Genomic DNA, 17,140 nt, shown 5'->3' with positions numbered 1-17,140 from the left:
GGCCCCCTGGGTGGTGTCCGGGGGGCCCTTCGGTTTCTCGGTGCGCGCTTTGTGGCGCGCGGTACGGGGGCCGGTTACGGGGCGCTCCGCTGGCCCGGGAGGGCCGGGCGGCCCGGCGTGAAGGCGTCCGACGGCGGCTTGCCGGGGTCCAGGAGGTGGCCGCCCGGACGGCGCGGGGCCGCCGGGACCTGGGCCTGGGCCGGGACCACCGCGTCGAGCAGCGCCGTACCGCCTTCGCCCTGCGGCCGCCGGGCCCGGTACGCCGCCCGATATGCGGCCGGCGAGGAGCCCAGCTGCCGCCGGAAGTGGCCGCGCAGGGCCACCGGCGAGCGGAAGCCGCAGCGCCCGGCGACCTCGTCGACCGAGTAGTCGGAGGTCTCCAGGAGCCGCTGTGCCTGGAGCACCCGCTGGGTGATCAGCCACTGCAGCGGCGCCGAGCCGGTCAGCGAGCGGAACCGGCGGTCGAAGGTCCGCCGTGACATGTACGCGCGCGCCGCGAGGGTCTCCACGTCGAACTGCTCGTGGAGGTGCTCGAGCGCCCAGGCGACGACCTCGGCCAGCGGGTCGGCGCCGATCTCCTCAGGTAAAGACCTGTCGAGGTAGCGCTCCTGACCGCCGCTGCGCCGCGGCGGGACGACCAGCCGGCGCGCCAGGGCGCCCGCGGCCTCCGTGCCGTGGTCGGTCCGCACGATGTGCAGACACAGATCGATTCCGGCCGCGGTGCCGGCCGAGGTCAGCACGTCGCCGTCGTCGACGAAGAGCTCCCGCGGGTCCACGTGGACCGACGGATAGCGCTTGGCGAGCGTCGGCGCGTACATCCAGTGCGTGGTCGCCGGGCGGCCGTCGAGCAGCCCGGCGGCGGCGAGGACGAACGCGCCGGTGCACAGACCGACGATGCGCGCGCCCTCCTCGTGCGCCCGGCGGAGCGCTTCGAGCGCCTCCGGGGGCGGCGGCGAGGTGATGGAACGCCAGGCCGGCACGACGACGGTGCCCGCCCGGCTGATCGCCTCCAGGCCGTAGGGCGCGGTGAGTTCGAGTCCCCCTGTGGTCCGCAGCGGGCCTTCCTCGCCGGCGCACACCAGCAGCCGGTAGCGCGGCACCCCCGCGTCCTGGCGGTCGATGCCGAAAACGGAGAGCGGGATGGAGCTCTCGAAGATGGGGCCACCGCTGAACAGCAGTACCGCGACGACTTCGCGACGGCGGCGCCCGGACAGCTTCCGTGCCGCCTCCGGTGCGGCGGAGTCCTGGCTCATGACGCTAAGCCCCCCTCGGTGTTGGCGTCTCCCTGGTCATGTGGATGTGCCACGTTTCCCCTCGGTTTTGCGCGAGACCCCAGTCTTCGGTATCCATGATCGAATCTACTGTGTCCCGCAGTGCCCGAGTGACAAGTTCTCCTTCCGGCACATTGTCGACATGGCAACTTGGCGTGAAGCATTCGATCGTGAAGCCCAGTACAGCGCGGTGATGCCAGCACCTACGCGGGTTGAGCGGTCTTCGGCCAAGGACTCGCCGAGTACCGGAACTTGGCTGAAAACATACGGGATCGGCTGTGCGACCCTGTCAACTCCGCGAGTGGCGCCCGTCCCGTAGCCCGTCCCGGAGCTCGGTCCGCAGCCCGCGTTCCGAGCGGCGCAGCAGCACCCGGCAGGCCGCGGTGACCGCCGCGAGGCCGAGCGCGGTGCCGGCGGCGCCGCCCAGGGAGGTCCCGTAGACCAGCAGGACCACCGGCACCAGGACGCAGCAGAACACCGCCCAGCGCACCACGTCGCCCCCGGCGTCCGGTCCGACGGTGCCACCGGGTCCGACGGTTCCACCGGGCCGGTCCGGCGCGGCCCGGCGGCGCCCGCGCGGGCCCGGGGGCCGGCCGTGCGCCGGGGCGCCGCCGGGGGGTACGCAGACCGCGGTGACCGTCTCGGCGGAGGCGAGCGCGGCGGGGTCAAACGGGGCGTCGGTGTCCATGGGTGACGGTGCGGGCACGGGCGGGCTCCCTGCGACGGTGACGTTGACCTGTGGAAACGAGGAGCGGAACGTTCCGGTCACTGCGCGAGGCGTCCGTTTGGCCCCCGTACGGACACCTGTAGGGCACATCCGGCATTGCGCTACGGCGCGGGGCTCGTGCATGCTCCCTGGGACGCCGTAACGGCGCCCGGCGGTCGCCCCTGGGCACGGGAGGAGTGTCGCCGTACCCTTGGGGGTATGGGCTTGGGAAGATGATTCCCGGACACAGCTCCGCCGCCAACCGTTGTTCCGCTCCCTCTCCCCTTCCGTCCCTCCCAGAGGACCTTCTTCGCCGAGACACCGATGGCCGGTCACGAATTCCCCGAACCCGCGGACCGCAAGCGCGTCGCCGACTCCACGGTCGACCCCCTCGCGGTGGAACAGCCACGTCACTCCTGCGATCCGGCCTTCCGGCACGGCGTCGTCGTCGGCTTCGACGGCTCGACCTCCAGTGAACGCGCCCTCGCGTACGCCATCGGCATGGCCCGCCGCTCCGGCTCCGGCCTGATCATCGTGCACGTGGCCAACCGGCTGCCCACCACCGTGTGGGCCGGCTGCGAACCGCCGGTCTTCGTCGACGTCCCCGACCACCGCACCGAGGTCCTCGGCCTGGAGCTCGCCTGCGCCGACCACCTCTCCGAGGTGCCCTGGATCCTGGTCGAGCGCGGCGGCGACATCTGCCACGAACTGGAGGAGGTCGGCAAGGAGTACTCGGCCGACGCGATCGTGGTCGGCTCGACCCACGGCATCGTCGGGCGGATCTTCGGCTCGGTGGCCGGCCGGCTCGCCCGCCGCGCCCAGCGCCCCGTGATCGTCATCCCGTAACAGCGGTCACGGCAGCAACTTTCGTTCCAACTCCCTTGATTCGGCCATAATTTCGGCCTTCCCCAGGTGAATTGTGCGGTTGTGAAGGGTACATAAAAGTCACCGGAACAAAGTGACCCAAGCAGTACAACTGCACACCTGAAGGGAGCCCGCCGTGTCCAATGAAGCCGCCGCGGGAAACAGCACCTCCACCCTCGGACACCTCGCACTCGGCCTGACCCTGCTGGCCTTCGGCATCGGCTCCACCGGCGTGATCGACCACGTCGGCGCGGGCGACGCCGCGGGCCTGGCGACCTGGGTCGGCGGAGTGGCCCTGTTCCTCGTCGGGCTGCTCGCCCTCCGCGCCGGCAACACCGGTGAGGGCACGGCCTATTCGGCGCTCGGCGCCTTCTGGTTCACCTGGGGCACCGGGGTGGGCGACGCCGGTTCGGCCGAGGCCGCCGGGCTCTTCCTGCTGCTGTGGGCGCTGCTCGCGCTCACCCTCACCGTCGCGTCGAGCGGCAGCGGCCTCTTCGGCCAGGGTGTGTACGGACTGCTCTTCGTCGCCCTGCTCCTGACGGGCATCGGGGCCCTCGCCGACAACGCGGGCCTCGGCAAGGCGGGCGGCTGGGTCGCCGCGGTGGCGGGCCTCGCGGCCTGGTACGGCGCGACGGCGGCGGTGGCCGGCTGGCCGACCTCGCTGGCCCGCGGGTCCCGCGCGGCCGCGGCGAGCTGAGCCCGCACCCGTACCCGTAACAGCGCAGGAAAGAGCGGCCTCCGTGCACCTGGGATGCACGGAGGCCGCTCTTGTGTCCGGTCGACCACCGGGGGACAGGCCCGGTGGGCGGGGGGCCGGGGGACAGGCCCGGCGGCCCCGCTACTCGACCGTGACGGACTTGGCCAGGTTGCGCGGCTTGTCGATGTCGCGGCCCATGGCGAGCGCCGTGTGGTAGGCGAGGAGCTGGAGCGGGATGCCCATCAGGATGGGGTCGAGCTCGTCCTCGTTCTTCGGCACGACGATGGTGTGGTCGGCCTTCTCCTGCGGCTGGTGCGCGACGGCGAGGATGCGGCCGCTGCGGGCCTTGATCTCCTCCAGGGCGCCGCGGTTCTTCTCCAGGAGGTCGTCGTCGGGGACGATGGCGACCGTCGGCAGGGCCGGCTCGATCAGGGCGAGCGGGCCGTGCTTCAGCTCGGAGGCCGGGTAGGCCTCGGCGTGGATGTAGGAGATCTCCTTCAGCTTGAGGGAGGCCTCCAAGGCGACCGGGTAGCCCCGGACGCGGCCGATGAACATCATCGACTGGGCGCCCGCGTACTCCTTGGCCAGCTTCTTGATCTCGTCCTCGGACTTGAGGATCTCCTCGATCTGGCCGGGCAGCTTGCGCAGGCCCTCGATGATCCGCTTGCCGTCGGTGACGGACAGGTCGCGGATGCGGCCGAGGTGCAGGGCGAGCAGCGCGAAGGCCACCACCGTGTTGGTGAAGCACTTGGTGGAGACGACGCAGACCTCGGGGCCGGCGTGCACGTACATGCCGCCGTCCGCCTCGCGGGCGATCGCGGAGCCGACCACGTTGACCACGCCGAGGACGCGGGCGCCCTTGCGCTTGAGCTCCTGGACGGCGGCGAGGACGTCGTACGTCTCGCCGGACTGGGAGACCGCGATGTAGAGGGTGTCGGGGTCGACGACCGGGTTGCGGTAGCGGAACTCGGAGGCCGGCTCGGCGTCGGCGGGGATGCGGGCCATGGACTCGATGAGCCCGGCGCCGATCAGACCGGCGTGGTACGAGGTGCCGCAGCCGAGGATCTTGATCCGGCGGATGGTGCGGGCCTCGCGCGGGTCCAGGTTCAGGCCGCCCAGGTGCACGGTGGAGAAGCGGTCGTCGATCCGGCCGCGCAGCACGCGGTCGACCGCGTCGGGCTGCTCGGAGATCTCCTTGTGCATGAAGGTGTCGTGGCCGCCCATGTCGTACGAGGCGGCCTCCCACTCGACCGTCTCGGGGGTGGCCGTGGTGGAGGCGCCCGAGGTGGTGTAGGTGCGGAAGTCGTCGGCCTTGAGGGTGGCCATCTCGCCGTCGTCGAGGGTGACGACCTGGCGGGTGTGGGCGATCAGGGCGGCGACGTCGGAGGCGACGAGCATCTCCTTCTCGCCGATGCCGAGGATGACCGGGGAGCCGTTGCGGGCCACCACGATGCGGTCGTTGAAGTCGGCGTGCATCACGGCGATGCCGTAGGTGCCCTCGATGTGCTTGAGCGCCTCGCGGACCTTCTCCTCAAGGGTCTCGGCCTGGGAGCGGGCGATCAGGTGGGTGATCACCTCGGTGTCGGTCTCGGAGGCGAAGACGACGCCCTCGGCCTCCAGCTTGGTGCGCAGCTCGGCGGCGTTGTCGACGATGCCGTTGTGGACGACCGCGACCTTGTTCTCGGGGTCCAGGTGGGGGTGCGAGTTGATGTCGCTGGGGGCGCCGTGGGTGGCCCAGCGGGTGTGGGCGATGCCGGTGGTGCCGGTGAAGCGCTTGGGGACCCGGGCCTCCAGGTCACGGACCCGGCCCTTGGCCTTGACCATCTTCAGGCCGGCGGCCTTCGGGCTGGTGACGACCATGCCGGCCGAGTCGTAGCCGCGGTACTCGAGGCGGGCCAGGCCCTCCAGGAGCAGCGGGGCCACGTCGCGCTTACCGATGTAACCGACAATTCCGCACATAAAGGTGAAACCCCTCCAGGTTGACGACAGGTGCTGCTCAGCCGCGCTGCATTCGCTTCGGCCGTGGACGCTCAGCCGTAGACGATGCGGCGCAGTTGCCGCAGCGAGAGCTCCGGCGGTGCCACCGCGCGGTGCGGCAGTTCGGCCGCGATCCGCTCGAAGATCTCGGCGTTCACCGCCCCGCCGGACTGCAGTTCGCGGTGCCGGCGGCGGACGAAGTCCTCGGTCGACTCGTCGAAGTACGCGAGGACGTCGAGGATCACCCGGGCGGCCTCACCACGCTGGAGCGAGGTGCTGCGGACCAGGTGGTCGATGAGGTCGTCGTGCGACGGGCGGCGTTCGAGCACCCGTGAATACTGAGGGTTACCCGAGGGTCATGGCAACAATCCTGCCCGATTTCGGGCAGGAGGGGTCATGATCACGCCGCCAGATGGGCTAATTGGTCTACACCTTGACCCTCGGCGGGGCAGAGGGTACGCATGGTGACCGTTCGGATACGTCAGTCGCGTCAGATACGTCGGATACGCAAAGCCCGCAGCCACACGCCCGCAGCCGTATGCCTGTCGGACACCCCGCCGGACACCCCGCCGGGTGTTCCGCCGGGCATCCCGTCGAAAGGGACCCGCCTGTGACTCCGCGCAGAACGCTTCCGCTCCTCCTGCTCTCCTCCCTGCTCCTCGCCGGTGTGGCCTCCTCCGGTTCCGGCGCCGCCGCCTCCGGTGGCTCCGCCGAACCCCTCGTCCGCCCGCTCGGCGACGTCGTGCCGGCGCCCGCCTCAGTGACCCCCGGCGGCGCCCCATACACCCTCACCCACCGCACCGCCGTCCGCGTCGACGCCGCCGACCACGAGTCCCGCGCGATCGGCCGCTACCTCGCCGGAGTGCTCCGCCCCTCCACCGGCTATCCGCTGCCCGTCGTCGACGACCACGCGGCCCGCGGCGGCATCCTGCTGCGGATCGACCGGCGCGCCACCGTGCTCGGCGACGAGGGGTACGAGCTGCGCTCCGGCCGCGACGGCGTCACCCTCACCGCCCGCGCCCCCGCCGGACTGTTCCGCGGCGTGCAGACCCTGCGCCAGCAGCTGCCCGCCGCCGTCGAGAGGCGCACCGTGCAGTCCGGGCCCTGGCAGATCGCCGGCGGCACCGTCACCGACACCCCGCGCTTCGCCTACCGCGGCGCGATGCTCGACGTCTCCCGGCACTTCTTCACCGTCGACCAGGTCAAGCGCTACATCGACCAGCTCGCCCTCTACAAGGTCAACACCCTGCACCTGCACCTCAGCGACGACCAGGGCTGGCGCATCGCGATCGACTCCTGGCCCCGGCTCGCCGCGTACGGCGGCTCCACCCAGGTCGGCGGCGGCCCCGGCGGCTCCTACACGAAGGACGACTACCAGGAGATCGTCCGCTACGCCGCCTCCCGCTACCAGGAGGTCGTGCCCGAGATCGACATGCCCGGCCACACCAACGCGGCCCTCGCCTCCTACGCCGAGCTCAACTGCGACCGCGCCGCCCCGCCGCTCTACACCGGCACCAGCGTCGGCTTCAGCTCGCTGTGCGTGCCGAACGACCGCACGTACGACTTCGTGGAGGACGTGATCCGCGAGCTCGCCGTGCTCACCCCCGGCCGCTACCTCCACATCGGCGGCGACGAGGCGCACTCCACCAGCCACGCCGACTACGTGGCCTTCATGGACCGGGTCCAGCCGCTCGTCGCGAAGTACGGCAAGACCGTCATCGGCTGGCACCAGCTCACCGGCGCCCGGCCCGCGCCCGGCGCACTCGTCCAGTACTGGGGGCTCGACCGCTCGCCGGCCGGCGAGAAGGCGCAGGTCGCGGCGGCCGGGCGGGCCGGGACCGGGATCATCCTGTCGCCCGCCGACCGGGCCTACCTCGACATGAAGTACACGAAGGAGACCCCGCTCGGGCTCTCCTGGGCCGGTTACGTCGAGGTGCGGCGCTCGTACGACTGGGATCCGGGCGCGCTCCTTCCGGGGCTGCCCGAGGAGGCGGTCGCGGGCGTCGAGGCGCCGCTGTGGACGGAGACCGTCTCGCAGAGCGTCCACATCGACCGGATGGCCTTCCCGCGGGTGGCCGGCATCGCCGAACTCGGCTGGTCGCCGGCGGCCGCCCACGACTGGGAGTCCTACCGGGCGCGGCTCGCACAGCAGGGGCCGCGGCTGGACGCGCTCGGCATCGACTACTACCGCTCGCCGCAGGTGCCGTGGCCGGCCGAGTGACGGCCGTGTCCCCCGTATGAACACGGCATGTGCATACGGCGTGGCCCCGGCGGAGGACCGTACTCCGCCGGGGCCACGCCCGTCTGTGGCCGTCTGTCGGCCCGTCCGTCAGGCGAACCGCGCGATCGGGTTCACCAGGTCGCCGACCAGCTGCAGCGCCCCCGAGGGGTCCGCGAGGTCGACCATCTGCCGGTTGTCGCGCAGCTGGAGGCGGTTGAGCGCGGAGAGCGCGAAGGTCTCCGCGAACAGGTCGTACTGCGCGAACCGGTCCGCCAGCTCCGGCTTGCCCGCCTGGTAGTCCTTCACGCAGGCGGCGACCGTGCGCCAGAAGTCGTCCTCGCCGAGGACGCCCTCCGCCGCGAGCGTCGCGCCGAGGAAGCGGAAGAAGCAGTCGAAGACGTCCGTGAACACGGACAGCAGCTTCATGTCCTCTGGGACCTCGGCCCGGATCCGCTCCACGGCCGGCGGCAGCACCGCGTCCGGGTCCATGACGCAGATCTCCTCGGCGATGTCCTTGAAGATCGCCCGCGCCACCGCGCCCCGCTCGTCGAGGACCAGGATCACGTTCTCGCCGTGCGGCATGTAGACCAGGTCGTACGCGTAGAAGGAGTGCAGCACCGGGACCAGATAGGCGTCGAGGTACTTCCGCAGCCACTCCGCCGGGGCCAGGCCCGACTCCTTGACCAGCGCGCCCGCGAAGGACGCGCCCGCGTGGTCGACGTGCAGCAGCGAGGCCATCGTGGCGAGCCGCTCGCCCTCGGCCAGGGACGGCACCGGGGACTCCCGCCACAGCGCGGCCAGCATCTTGCGGTAGGGGGAGTAGCGGTCGGTGGCCGCCTCGTACTCCAGGTGCCGGTAGCCGACCGCCGCCCGCTCGCGGATGATCGAGAAGCGGGCCGCGCGCAGGGTGTCGTCGGCCTCGATCAGACCGGCCAGCCAGTCGTTGATGGCCGGTGTGGCCTCCATGTAGGCCGCCGAGAGGCCGCGCATGAAGCCCATGTTGAGGACGGAGAGCGCCGTCTTCACATAGTGCTTGGCCGGGTCGGTGGAGTTGAAGAAGGTACGGATGGACTGCTGCGCCAGATACGCGTCCGTCCCCTCGCCCAGGTACACCAGGCGCTGCTGCGCGACCTCGGCGGCGAAGGTGACCGCCATCTTGTTCCACCACTGCCAGGGGTGGACCGGGATCAGGAGGTAGTCGGCGAGGTCCAGGCCGCGCGCGGCGAGGGTCGCGGCGAAGCCGTCGACGGCCGCGTCGCCGAGCTCGGCCCGTACGAAGGTCTCGTAGTCGATGCCGGCGCCGGCCGTGAAGGTGGTGCGGTCGCGGTGCGCGGCCAGCCACACCAGGTGCACCGGGCTCGCGGCCTCCGGGGCGTAGGCGCGGTACTCGTCGACGCCGAAGCCGAGCCGCCCGTTGTTGGCGACGAAGCAGGGGTGGCCCTCGGTCATCCCGGTCTCGATCGCCTGGAAGCCGGCCCGGGCGAGCTCGGCGGAGGTGACGCGCGGCTTGGTCGCCTTGTACGCCGTACCGGCCAGGGTGGCGGAGATCTCCTCCAGGTACACCGGCAGGATCTCGTCGCTGAGGCCGAGCGCGCCGCGCAGCTCGATGACGAACTGCAGGGCGTCGAGCGGCAGTTGCTCGCTGCCCCGGTGCCGGCTGATCGACTCGGGGTAGACCTGCCAGTGGTCGAGCGCGAAGCGGTCGGCGGTGAAGCGGTACTCGGTGCGCCGGTCGTCGCTCAGCACCGCGTAGCGGCTGTCGCCGAGCTCGCGCGGGTCGAGCAGCCGCTCGTGGACGAACTCGGCGAGGGCCTTGCGGATCAGGGCGCGGTTGGCGTCGGCCCAGCGCTCGGGGGTGAGGTGGGCGACGGGGCTGTTGTCGGTGACGGGGCTGTTGGCGAAGGCGCTCACGCGGCGACCCCCATGGCGGACTCGAACTGGGCGCGGGTGCAGAAGCTCAGCAGGGCCGTCTTCTCCGGCTTCTCGACCTCCCGCTCGGGCACGAAGCCGACGGCCGCGTTGAGCGCGTGCACGGCGGTGTTGCGTATGTCCGGCTCGACGACCACCCGGGCGGTGGCCGGGTCGGCGAACAGCTCGCGCATCACGGCGGTGATCACGGTGCGGGTGAAGCCGTGCACGGGGGTGTCGCTGGGCGCGACCAGGAAGTGCATGCCGACGTCGCCGGGCTCCGGCTCGTACAGGCCGACCAGTTCGGCCATCGCGGGGTCGTAGCGCTCCATGAGGAAGGCGGGCACGCCGTCCACGCTGCCGATGAAGGCGTCGTGGTGCGGGTCGGCGGCGATCGCCATGTACTCGCGCTCGACGTCCTGGAGCCGGTGGTCCTGCATCATCCAGAACGCGGCCTTGGGGTGGGTGACCCAGGGGTGGATCAGCTCGGCGTCCGTCAGCGGATCGAGGGGGCGGATGCTGATCGAGCTCATCGCGCTCGTCGTGCTCTTCGTGCTCATACGGCGAACTCCTGGAACGCGATGGTCTTCTCGACGGGGTAGTACTCGGCGCCGAGCATCTCGGCGATGATGTAGGCGTTCCGGTAGGGGCCCATGCCCAGGTCGGGCGAGGTGATCGAGTGGGTGTGGACGCCGGCGTTCTGCAGGAACACGGCGCGGCCGGTGGTGTCGATCGCGTAGTTGCGGGCGACGTCGAAGCGGCCCTGGGAGTCCAGGCGGAGCCGGTCGCCGATCGGCGCGAGGAAGTCGGGGACGGCGTACTTGTAGCCGGTGGCGAGGATCAGGCCCTCGGTCTCGACCGTGAAGTCCTTCTCCTGCTCCTCCTGGCGGAAGCCGAGCGTGTACGTGCCCGTCGCATCGTCGTACGAGGCGGTGCGCAGCGCGGAGTTGGTGAGCAGCCGGGTGGGGACCGGGCCGGCGAAGTTCTTCTGGTAGAGCAGGTCGAAGATGCCGTCGATGAGCTCGCCGTTGATGCCCTTGAACAGGCCCTTCTGCTGCGACTCCAGGCGGTAGCGGGTCTCCTCGGGCAGCGCGTGGAAGTAGTCCACGTACTCCGGGGAGGTCATCTCCAGGGTGAGCTTGGTGTATTCGAGCGGGAAGAAGCGCGGGGAGCGGGTGACCCAGTTCAGCTTGTAGCCGTGGACGTCGATCTCGCTGAGCAGGTCGTAGTAGATCTCGGCGGCGCTCTGGCCGCTGCCGACGATCGTGATCGACTTCTTCTTCTGGAGCTCCTCCTTGTGCGGGAGGTAGCGCGAGTTGTGGATCAGGTCGCCGCCGAGCTCCCGGCAGGGCTCGGGGACGTACGGCGGGGTGCCGGTGCCGAGGACGATCCGGCGGGCCCGGAACGTCTCTCCGGCGGCCGTGGTCACCACGTACAGCTCCTCGGTCTCCTCGTACGAGACGGAGGCGACGGTCGTGGAGAAGCGGATCGAGGAGAGCTTGCCGGCGGCCCAGCGGCAGTAGTCGTTGTACTCGGCGCGCAGCGGATAGAAGTTCTCGCGGATGTAGAACGAGTACAGTCGGCCCTTCTCCTTCAGGTAGTTGAGGAAGGAGTACGGCGAGGTCGGGTCCGCGAGGGTGACCAGGTCCGACATGAACGGGGTCTGGAGGTGGGCGCCTTCGAGGAACATCCCCGAGTGCCACTCGAAGTCCGGCTTGGACTCCAGGAAGAGGCCGTTCAGTTCGGCGATGGGCTCGGTGAGGCAGGCGAGGCCGAGGTTGAACGGACCGAGACCGATGCCGATGAAATCAAGAGGCTGCGTGGACAAGGTTCTCTCCCAGGTACTGCTCGGCGTGGCCGGCTATCAGATCGAGGACGGCGGCGATGTCGGCCACGGTCGTCTCGGGGTTGAGCAAGGTGAACTTGAGGTACTGACGGCCGTCGACCTTCGTGCCCGCGACCGCGGCCTCGCCGGAGGCGAAGAGGGCCTTGCGGGCGTGCAGGTTGGCGCGGTCGATGTCCTCGGGCGTGGAGGCGTTCTCGGGGACGTAGCGCCAGACCAGGGTGGACAGCTGGGGCTCGACGACCACGTCGAAGCGCGGGTCGGCGGCGAGCAGCTCGAAGCCCTGCCGGGCCAGGTCGCAGACCTCGTCGAAGAGCCCGCCGACGCCGTCGGCGCCCATGACGCGCAGGGTCAGCCACAGTTTGAGGGCGTCGAAGCGGCGGGTGGTCTGCAGGGACTTGTCGACCTGGTTGGGGATCCGCTCGGCCAGCGTGCGGCGCGGGTTGAGGTACTCGGCGTGGTAGGTCGCGTGCCGCAGCGTGGCGCCGTCGCGGACCAGGACGGCGGAGGAACTCACCGGCTGGAAGAAGGACTTGTGGTAGTCGACGGTGACCGAGTCGGCGTGCTCGATGCCGTCGAGGAGGTGGCGGCGGGTCGGCGAGGCGAGCAGTCCGCAGCCGTAGGCGGCGTCCACGTGCATCCAGGCGCCGTACTCGGCGGCCAGGGCGGCGATCTCCGGCAGCGGGTCGATGGAGCCGAAGTCGGTGGTGCCGGCGGTGGCGACGATCGCCATCGGGATCAGGCCCTCGGCGCGGCAGGCCTCCAGCTCGGCGGCGAGGACCACCGACTGCATGCGCTTGGTGCGGTCGACCGGGATCGGGACGACGGCGTCGCGGCCGAGGCCGAGCAGCTGGGCGGACTTCTGGACGCTGAAGTGGCTGCACTCGGAGGAGAAGATGCGGAGCTTCTTCAGATCCGTCGTCCCGGCCTCCTCGCGGGCGAGCAGCAGCGCCTGGAGGTTGGACTGGGTGCCGCCGCTGGTGAACACGCCGTCGGCGAGCGGCCCGAGGCCGATCCGGGCGGCGGTCCAGTCGATCAGTTTCCGCTCGATGAGGGTGCCCCCGGCGCTCTGGTCCCAGGTGTCGAGGGAGGAGTTGACGGCGGAGAGCACGGCCTCGCCGAGCACGGCGGGGATGACCACCGGGCAGTTGAGGTGGGCGAGGTAGCGGGGGTGGTGGAAGTAGACGGCGTCCCGCAGGTACACGTCCTCCAGCTCGTCGAGGGCGGCGGAGGCGTCACCGAGCGGCTTGTCGAGGTCGACGGCGTCGACGACGGGGGCGAGTTCGGCGGGCGTGACGCCCGTGAACGGGCCGCGCGTCGTGGCGAGTTTCCTCGCCACCCGCTCGACTCCTTCGGTGACGGAACGTCGGTAGACGTCCGCCGTCGTGTCGTTGAGCAGGTGGGAGCGCATGTGGGGGCCCTTCCGGGAGCGGGAGCGGACTCGGTCGGTGTAAGTAAGGTTAGCCTAACCTAATTTTGAGTACGGAAAAGCCCCCCGACTCCGCCGAGTCGAGGGGCTGTGGCCGATTGTCCGGTTCGCTACGCCGCCGAGGGGGCGTCCGTCTGAGTGACCGTCGGGGCATCCGTCTGCGCGTCCGTCTCCGTCTCGTCCGGGACCTCGCGCAGGGCGTCCTCGGACAGACCCTTGCGCCAGTAGCCGACGAAGGTCACCTTCCGCCGGTCCAGGCCGCGTTCGCGTACGAAGTGGCGGCGCAGCGCCTTCACCGCGCCGGACTCGCCGGCGATCCACACGTACGGGTTCTCGCCGGGCAGTTCGGCGCCCGCGATCGCCTCCAGGGCGGACGGCGCGCCCTCCTCCCGTACCAGCCAGGTGACGGTCGCGTCCGCCACCGTGGCGAACTCCGTGCGGTCGCCGGAGTAGGGGACTTCGAGGTACACGTGGGCGCGGGTCTCGGCCGGCAGCCACTCCAGGATCGCGGAGGCGGCCGGCAGGGCCGTCTCGTCGCCCCAGATCAGTACGGAGTCGGCGTCGTCCGGGAGTTGGAAGCGCACGCCGGTGTTGTCGGCCACCGCCGGGCCGAGGACGACCACCCGGTCGCCGGTCTCGGCGCGCTGCGCCCAGCGGCAGGCCGGGCCGCCGTCCTCGTGGATCGCGAAGTCGATGTCGACCTCGGTGCGCCCGTCGGGCGCGGTGCGCTGCTCGCGGACGGTGTACGAGCGCATCACGGCCCGCTCGTCGTGCGGCATCGCCCGGTAGGCGCCCAGGATCGCGTACATGTCCGGGTCGTCGAGCGGCGGCAGTACGGGGGCGTCCTGCCCGGGGTGCGGCAGGAAGAGGGAGAGCGACTGGTCGCGGCCCCCGGCGGCGAAGCCCTTCAGCTCCTCGCCGACGAGGTCGTCGCCCGCGAAGGTGACCCGGACCAGGGACGGGCCGAGCCGCCGCGTCCGGTCGACCTGGAGGGAGAAGAACTGGAACGGGGCGGTCTCGGCGTTCGTCATGGGGTCAGGCCACCTTCTTGGCGTTCTCGAGGGCCTTGGCCAGGTCCTCCAGGAGCGGCGCGCACTTGGCGTACGAGTAGATGGGCTCGGTGACGCGCGGGAAGACCTGGCCGGCCTTGACGGCGGGCAGCGCGGCCCAGGTGGGCTTGGCCTTCAGGGCCTCGGGCTGCAGGGCGGAGGTGCGGTTGTCGAGCAGGATGACGTCGGCCTTGTACTTGTCGACGTTCTCCCAGCTGAGCAGCTCGAACCAGCCGGTCGGGTCCAGCTTGTCCGGGATGATCAGGTCGACGCCCAGCTCCTGGAAGAAGAGGGTGTCGGTGGGGCGGGCCGGGGCGGAGACGTAGAAGGTGTCGGGGGCGCCGGAGCCGATGAGCACCTTGATGCCCTTCTTCGCCTTGGCGGCCTTGCGGACCCGCTCGGCGGCGGCCTCGAAGCGCGCCTTGTCCGCCTTGATCTGCGCGCTGTTGACGTCGGCGCCGAGCGAGGCGGCGAGGTCGACGTGGCGCTGGAGCACGGTGGGCATCGACTTCCCGGCGGCCCACAGGGCGACGCTCGGGGCGATCTTGAGGATCTTGTCCTTCTGCTCCTCCGGGACGTACCAGAGGGCGTCCTTCTCCCACATGTCCGTGATGAGGACCTCGGGCTGGAGCTTCAGGTACTCCTCGATCTTGAACTCGCCCCAGACGTTGCCGAGGACGGTGACCTTGGAGATGTCGAGGTCGCCGGCCTGGACGTCGGCCTTCTTCGTCTTGGTCTTGGGGTCCTCGACGTAGGTCGGGCCGAAGACGCCCTTCACTTCGATGCCGAAGTCCTTCAGGGCGGCGGCCATGCCGGTGAAGGCGACGATGTTCTTCGGCGTCTTCGCCGTCTTCACGGTCTGGCCGCGGTCGTCCTTGAACTCCCAGGCGCCGGACTTGCCGGAGGCCGAGGGCTTCGCGGAGCCGCCGTCCTTCGCGTCTTTCCCGCCGCACGCGGCGAGCGCGGCGCCGATCCCGAGTGCGCCGCCCGCGGCGAGCAGGCCGCGACGGGTGAGGGAGGTGGCTCGGGCGGTGCTGGGCATGGCGAAGTCGCTTTCGGTACGTGCCGGGGTGCCGGGGCGGCGTCCGGGCAGGCGGGGGCAGGCGGAGGGCAGGCCGAGGAAGGTAAGGCTTACCTCACGACGTGCAGGTTAGCCTAACCTCACTTGGATCAACAGCCCCGGGGTGACCCGAAAACGACGGAGGCCCGTCAACTGGTCGGTTGGGCCGCTATGCGGCGGGCGTGGGTTCTTTCCTGTCCTGGAAAGCCGGGGGCCTTGACCTTGATCACTGGAGGACGGAAGCATCGAGCAGGGCACTCGCGACGACCTGAGGGGAAGCCATGACCGCTGAACCGCTGCGTAAGCTCACCGGAGACACGGACTGCAAGAACGGCACCTGCCCGACACTGTGGACCAAGACGGCCACGGGCGACTACGTCGTCCAGGGCTACGTGATCACCGACCCCGCCGAATTGGCGCAGCTCGACCTGCCGGCCGGTGAGACGGCCGTGCGCATCCCCGCCCCCATGCTTGAGGAGTACTTCCGTGGCCGCTTCTGACCTTGTGTCCGGCGAGGACTTCGGCCGGCTCTTCGACGCCTTCGAGCGGACCGCTTTCCGTCTCGAAACCCTGGCCACGTACGACGTGGAGGAGGAGCAGGGGGAGATGGCCCGCTTCTTCGCGGGCGAGGACATGGGCCCTGAGTGGGACGACAATCCGTGGGTGCGCTCCATGACTGACCGGGGCAGGCGGGTGTCCCGCGTTCACGTCCTGACATCGCCGCTCACCGATTACCTGCGCTACGAGCTCGCGGCCTATCCGGGCAACATCAAGGCCGGTGAGTCCATCGGCATCATCGATCGCGCCGAGCAGACCGTAATGGACCTGCCAGAACACGACTTCTGGTTGTTCGACGACCGGGACGTCTACCGGATGCACTACACCGAGGGCGGTGCGTTCGTCGGCGGTGAACTCCTGCCCGCCGACCGGCTGGCCGAGTACCGCACCTACCGAGACACGGCCCTGTCCGCCGCTGTGCCCTTCGCGTCCTACTGGGAGCGGCACCGCTGAGCGCGCCGTCCCTGGGAAGAGCCCTGCGGGCGTTACGGGAAGCGTCGGGACTGACCGGCGACACCGTGGCCCGGAGGGCTTCCATGTCTGCGGGCAAGCTGTCGAAGATCGAGAACGAGAAAGTTCGTCCGTCCGTCCAGGACGTCGACCTGATCCTCACCGCCCTCCGTGTGTCCGAGGAGGCGAAGGACGAATTCATAGCGACAGCCCGCGCGGAGGCCACGGAAGCGACAGCATGGCGTCTCTTGCGCCGTATGGGCCCGTGGAAGCACCAGAACACCATCAAGGCCATCGAAGCCAGTACCAGTGTGCTCAGGCTGTTTCAGGGACAACTCATCCCCGGTCTGCTTCAGACACCGGAGTACATGACGGCCGTGTTCGGCTTGCCTCCGGCGCTTCCTGATGAAACGAGGGCGCGCACGGTAGCCGCTCGCGTCGAGCGACAAGCCGTCCTGTATGGCACCGGCCGGTCCTTCCGGTTCCTGATCTGCGAACACGTCCTGCGATGGCTGATCAGCGAGCCGACCGTCATGGCTCTGCAGCTCGACCGTCTTGTCTCCGTGTCCAGACTTCCGCAGGTGTCCCTGGGAATCGTGCCGATCGGCTCACGCATGCCGGATTTTCCCATGACCTGTTTCAGCCTCCACGACGACCGACTTGTCATCGTGGAGACATTCCACTCGGAGATCACCACGACCGATCCGAAGGACGTGCAACTCTATGCCGACACCTTCGACCGGTTCTCCGAGGTCGCGCTCTATGGCGACCCAATGCGCACCCTCATCGAGCATGTCCGCGACGAACTCTTGCGGCAACAGGAAAGCCACTAGATCGCATCCGGCGCCCAGGCCACGCTCTCAGCGGAAGCAACGGAGAGGTGGACACCATGGCGACCGCCGCACAGCGCCCGATCATCGACGAGTACGGCACTTACGCGCCTGCTGGGCAGGTCTGTCCTGCGTGCCGCCAGGTGATCGAGCCGAATGAGCCGGTCCGGCGCGGTTACCGGCGTCCTGAGGACGCCGTGAATCTGACGCCCACCTACTGGCATGACACCCGGTGCCCCCAGCACCCGCTGATCACTCACACGGAAGAGAGGACTTC

At 70.2% G+C, this 17,140-nt stretch carries 16 protein-coding genes; 6 read left to right on the top strand and 10 right to left on the bottom strand.

Going from position 1 to position 17,140, the window contains the following annotated elements; genetic code table 11:
* Nucleotides 1-74: 74 nt before the first annotated feature.
* Together JAO84_RS12590 and JAO84_RS12585 are read right to left on the bottom strand one after the other, a co-directional pair.
* Nucleotides 75-1,253 carry a helix-turn-helix domain-containing protein gene (locus JAO84_RS12590; RefSeq protein ID WP_370412956.1) on the bottom strand — a complete coding sequence of 393 codons (1,179 nt, stop codon included), beginning with the start codon at nucleotides 1,251-1,253 and terminating at the stop codon, nucleotides 75-77.
* 307 nt (nucleotides 1,254-1,560) lie between these two features.
* On the bottom strand, nucleotides 1,561-1,977 hold the full coding sequence (locus tag JAO84_RS12585) for a hypothetical protein (protein ID WP_370412955.1): 417 nt from the start codon (nucleotides 1,975-1,977) through the stop codon (nucleotides 1,561-1,563).
* 324 nt (nucleotides 1,978-2,301) lie between these two features.
* Here JAO84_RS12585 and JAO84_RS12580 point away from each other — a divergent pair, with 324 nt between their 5' ends.
* Both JAO84_RS12580 and JAO84_RS12575 read left to right on the top strand, forming a co-directional pair.
* A complete protein-coding gene (locus JAO84_RS12580) occupies nucleotides 2,302-2,823 on the top strand; it encodes a universal stress protein (RefSeq protein ID WP_370412954.1) in 522 nt (173 codons plus the stop codon).
* Between the two features lie 154 nt (nucleotides 2,824-2,977).
* On the top strand, nucleotides 2,978-3,538 hold the full coding sequence (locus JAO84_RS12575; RefSeq protein WP_370412953.1) for a GPR1/FUN34/YaaH family transporter: 561 nt from the start codon (nucleotides 2,978-2,980) through the stop codon (nucleotides 3,536-3,538).
* A 141-nt stretch (nucleotides 3,539-3,679) separates the two neighbouring features.
* Here the strand turns inward: JAO84_RS12575 and glmS are convergent, their stop codons facing one another.
* Together glmS and JAO84_RS12565 are read right to left on the bottom strand one after the other, a co-directional pair.
* Complete coding sequence (gene glmS, locus JAO84_RS12570; protein WP_370412952.1) at nucleotides 3,680-5,497, bottom strand: glutamine--fructose-6-phosphate transaminase (isomerizing); 1,818 nt, start codon at nucleotides 5,495-5,497, stop codon at nucleotides 3,680-3,682.
* 71 nt (nucleotides 5,498-5,568) lie between these two features.
* Nucleotides 5,569-5,844 (bottom strand): hypothetical protein, encoded by a 276-nt coding sequence (locus tag JAO84_RS12565; RefSeq protein ID WP_265862652.1) that lies wholly within the window; start codon nucleotides 5,842-5,844, stop codon nucleotides 5,569-5,571.
* Nucleotides 5,845-6,125: 281 nt separating this feature from the next.
* On the opposite strand from JAO84_RS12565, the gene JAO84_RS12560 reads away from it, so the two are divergent.
* A complete protein-coding gene (locus JAO84_RS12560) occupies nucleotides 6,126-7,736 on the top strand; it encodes a beta-N-acetylhexosaminidase (protein WP_370412951.1) in 1,611 nt (536 codons plus the stop codon).
* Nucleotides 7,737-7,844: 108 nt separating this feature from the next.
* On the opposite strand, the gene JAO84_RS12555 is transcribed toward JAO84_RS12560, so the two are convergent.
* From JAO84_RS12555 to JAO84_RS12530, 6 genes are all read right to left on the bottom strand, one after another.
* The gene (locus tag JAO84_RS12555; protein WP_370412950.1) at nucleotides 7,845-9,647 is read right to left on the bottom strand and encodes an IucA/IucC family siderophore biosynthesis protein; all 1,803 of its coding nucleotides are present in this window, start codon (nucleotides 9,645-9,647) and stop codon (nucleotides 7,845-7,847) included.
* Nucleotides 9,644-10,204, bottom strand: a complete 561-nt coding sequence (locus JAO84_RS12550; protein ID WP_370412949.1) for a GNAT family N-acetyltransferase — start codon at nucleotides 10,202-10,204, stop codon at nucleotides 9,644-9,646. The genes JAO84_RS12555 and JAO84_RS12550 overlap by 4 nt, the downstream gene beginning before the upstream one ends.
* Nucleotides 10,201-11,472 (bottom strand): lysine N(6)-hydroxylase/L-ornithine N(5)-oxygenase family protein, encoded by a 1,272-nt coding sequence (locus JAO84_RS12545; protein ID WP_370412948.1) that lies wholly within the window; start codon nucleotides 11,470-11,472, stop codon nucleotides 10,201-10,203. The genes JAO84_RS12550 and JAO84_RS12545 overlap by 4 nt, the downstream gene beginning before the upstream one ends.
* Nucleotides 11,453-12,898, bottom strand: a complete 1,446-nt coding sequence (locus JAO84_RS12540; protein ID WP_370412947.1) for an aspartate aminotransferase family protein — start codon at nucleotides 12,896-12,898, stop codon at nucleotides 11,453-11,455. Before JAO84_RS12540 ends, JAO84_RS12545 begins: the two co-directional genes overlap by 20 nt.
* A gap of 128 nt (nucleotides 12,899-13,026) precedes the next feature.
* On the bottom strand, nucleotides 13,027-13,947 hold the full coding sequence (locus tag JAO84_RS12535) for a siderophore-interacting protein (RefSeq protein ID WP_370412946.1): 921 nt from the start codon (nucleotides 13,945-13,947) through the stop codon (nucleotides 13,027-13,029).
* 4 nt (nucleotides 13,948-13,951) lie between these two features.
* Nucleotides 13,952-15,007: an ABC transporter substrate-binding protein gene (locus JAO84_RS12530; RefSeq protein WP_370412945.1), complete on the bottom strand. Its 1,056-nt coding sequence runs from the start codon at nucleotides 15,005-15,007 to the stop codon at nucleotides 13,952-13,954.
* Between the two features lie 299 nt (nucleotides 15,008-15,306).
* On the opposite strand from JAO84_RS12530, the gene JAO84_RS12525 reads away from it, so the two are divergent.
* The 3 genes from JAO84_RS12525 to JAO84_RS12515 are packed head-to-tail and all read left to right on the top strand — an operon-like array spanning nucleotide 15,307 to nucleotide 16,866.
* Entirely contained in the window at nucleotides 15,307-15,525 is a 219-nt protein-coding gene (locus tag JAO84_RS12525) for a hypothetical protein (protein ID WP_370412944.1), read from the top strand.
* Nucleotides 15,512-16,036 carry a DUF6879 family protein gene (locus tag JAO84_RS12520; RefSeq protein WP_370412943.1) on the top strand — a complete coding sequence of 175 codons (525 nt, stop codon included), beginning with the start codon at nucleotides 15,512-15,514 and terminating at the stop codon, nucleotides 16,034-16,036. The genes JAO84_RS12525 and JAO84_RS12520 overlap by 14 nt, the downstream gene beginning before the upstream one ends.
* Nucleotides 16,018-16,866: a helix-turn-helix domain-containing protein gene (locus JAO84_RS12515; protein ID WP_370416737.1), complete on the top strand. Its 849-nt coding sequence runs from the start codon at nucleotides 16,018-16,020 to the stop codon at nucleotides 16,864-16,866. The genes JAO84_RS12520 and JAO84_RS12515 overlap by 19 nt, the downstream gene beginning before the upstream one ends.
* Nucleotides 16,867-17,140 lie beyond the last annotated feature (274 nt).

It is taken from the genome of Streptomyces fradiae (assembly GCF_041270065.1).
In the GTDB taxonomy this organism is placed as follows: Bacteria; Actinomycetota; Actinomycetes; order Streptomycetales; family Streptomycetaceae; genus Streptomyces.
The sequence above is the reverse complement of the archived record's forward strand: the minus strand, read 5'-3'. Positions and strand labels throughout refer to the sequence as shown.

Excerpts from the sequence above, each read along its gene's own strand:
- JAO84_RS12590 (WP_370412956.1), bottom strand. The coding sequence starts at position 1,253 with ATGAGCCAGGACTCCGCCGCACCGGAGGCGGCACGGAAGCTGTCCGGG.
- JAO84_RS12580 (WP_370412954.1), top strand. The coding sequence starts at position 2,302 with ATGGCCGGTCACGAATTCCCCGAACCCGCGGACCGCAAGCGCGTCGCC.
- glmS (WP_370412952.1), bottom strand. The coding sequence starts at position 5,497 with ATGTGCGGAATTGTCGGTTACATCGGTAAGCGCGACGTGGCCCCGCTG.
- JAO84_RS12550 (WP_370412949.1), bottom strand. The coding sequence starts at position 10,204 with ATGAGCACGAAGAGCACGACGAGCGCGATGAGCTCGATCAGCATCCGC.
- JAO84_RS12540 (WP_370412947.1), bottom strand. The coding sequence starts at position 12,898 with ATGCGCTCCCACCTGCTCAACGACACGACGGCGGACGTCTACCGACGT.
- JAO84_RS12535 (WP_370412946.1), bottom strand. The coding sequence starts at position 13,947 with ATGACGAACGCCGAGACCGCCCCGTTCCAGTTCTTCTCCCTCCAGGTC.
- JAO84_RS12530 (WP_370412945.1), bottom strand. The coding sequence starts at position 15,007 with ATGCCCAGCACCGCCCGAGCCACCTCCCTCACCCGTCGCGGCCTGCTC.
- JAO84_RS12525 (WP_370412944.1), top strand. The coding sequence starts at position 15,307 with ATGACCGCTGAACCGCTGCGTAAGCTCACCGGAGACACGGACTGCAAG.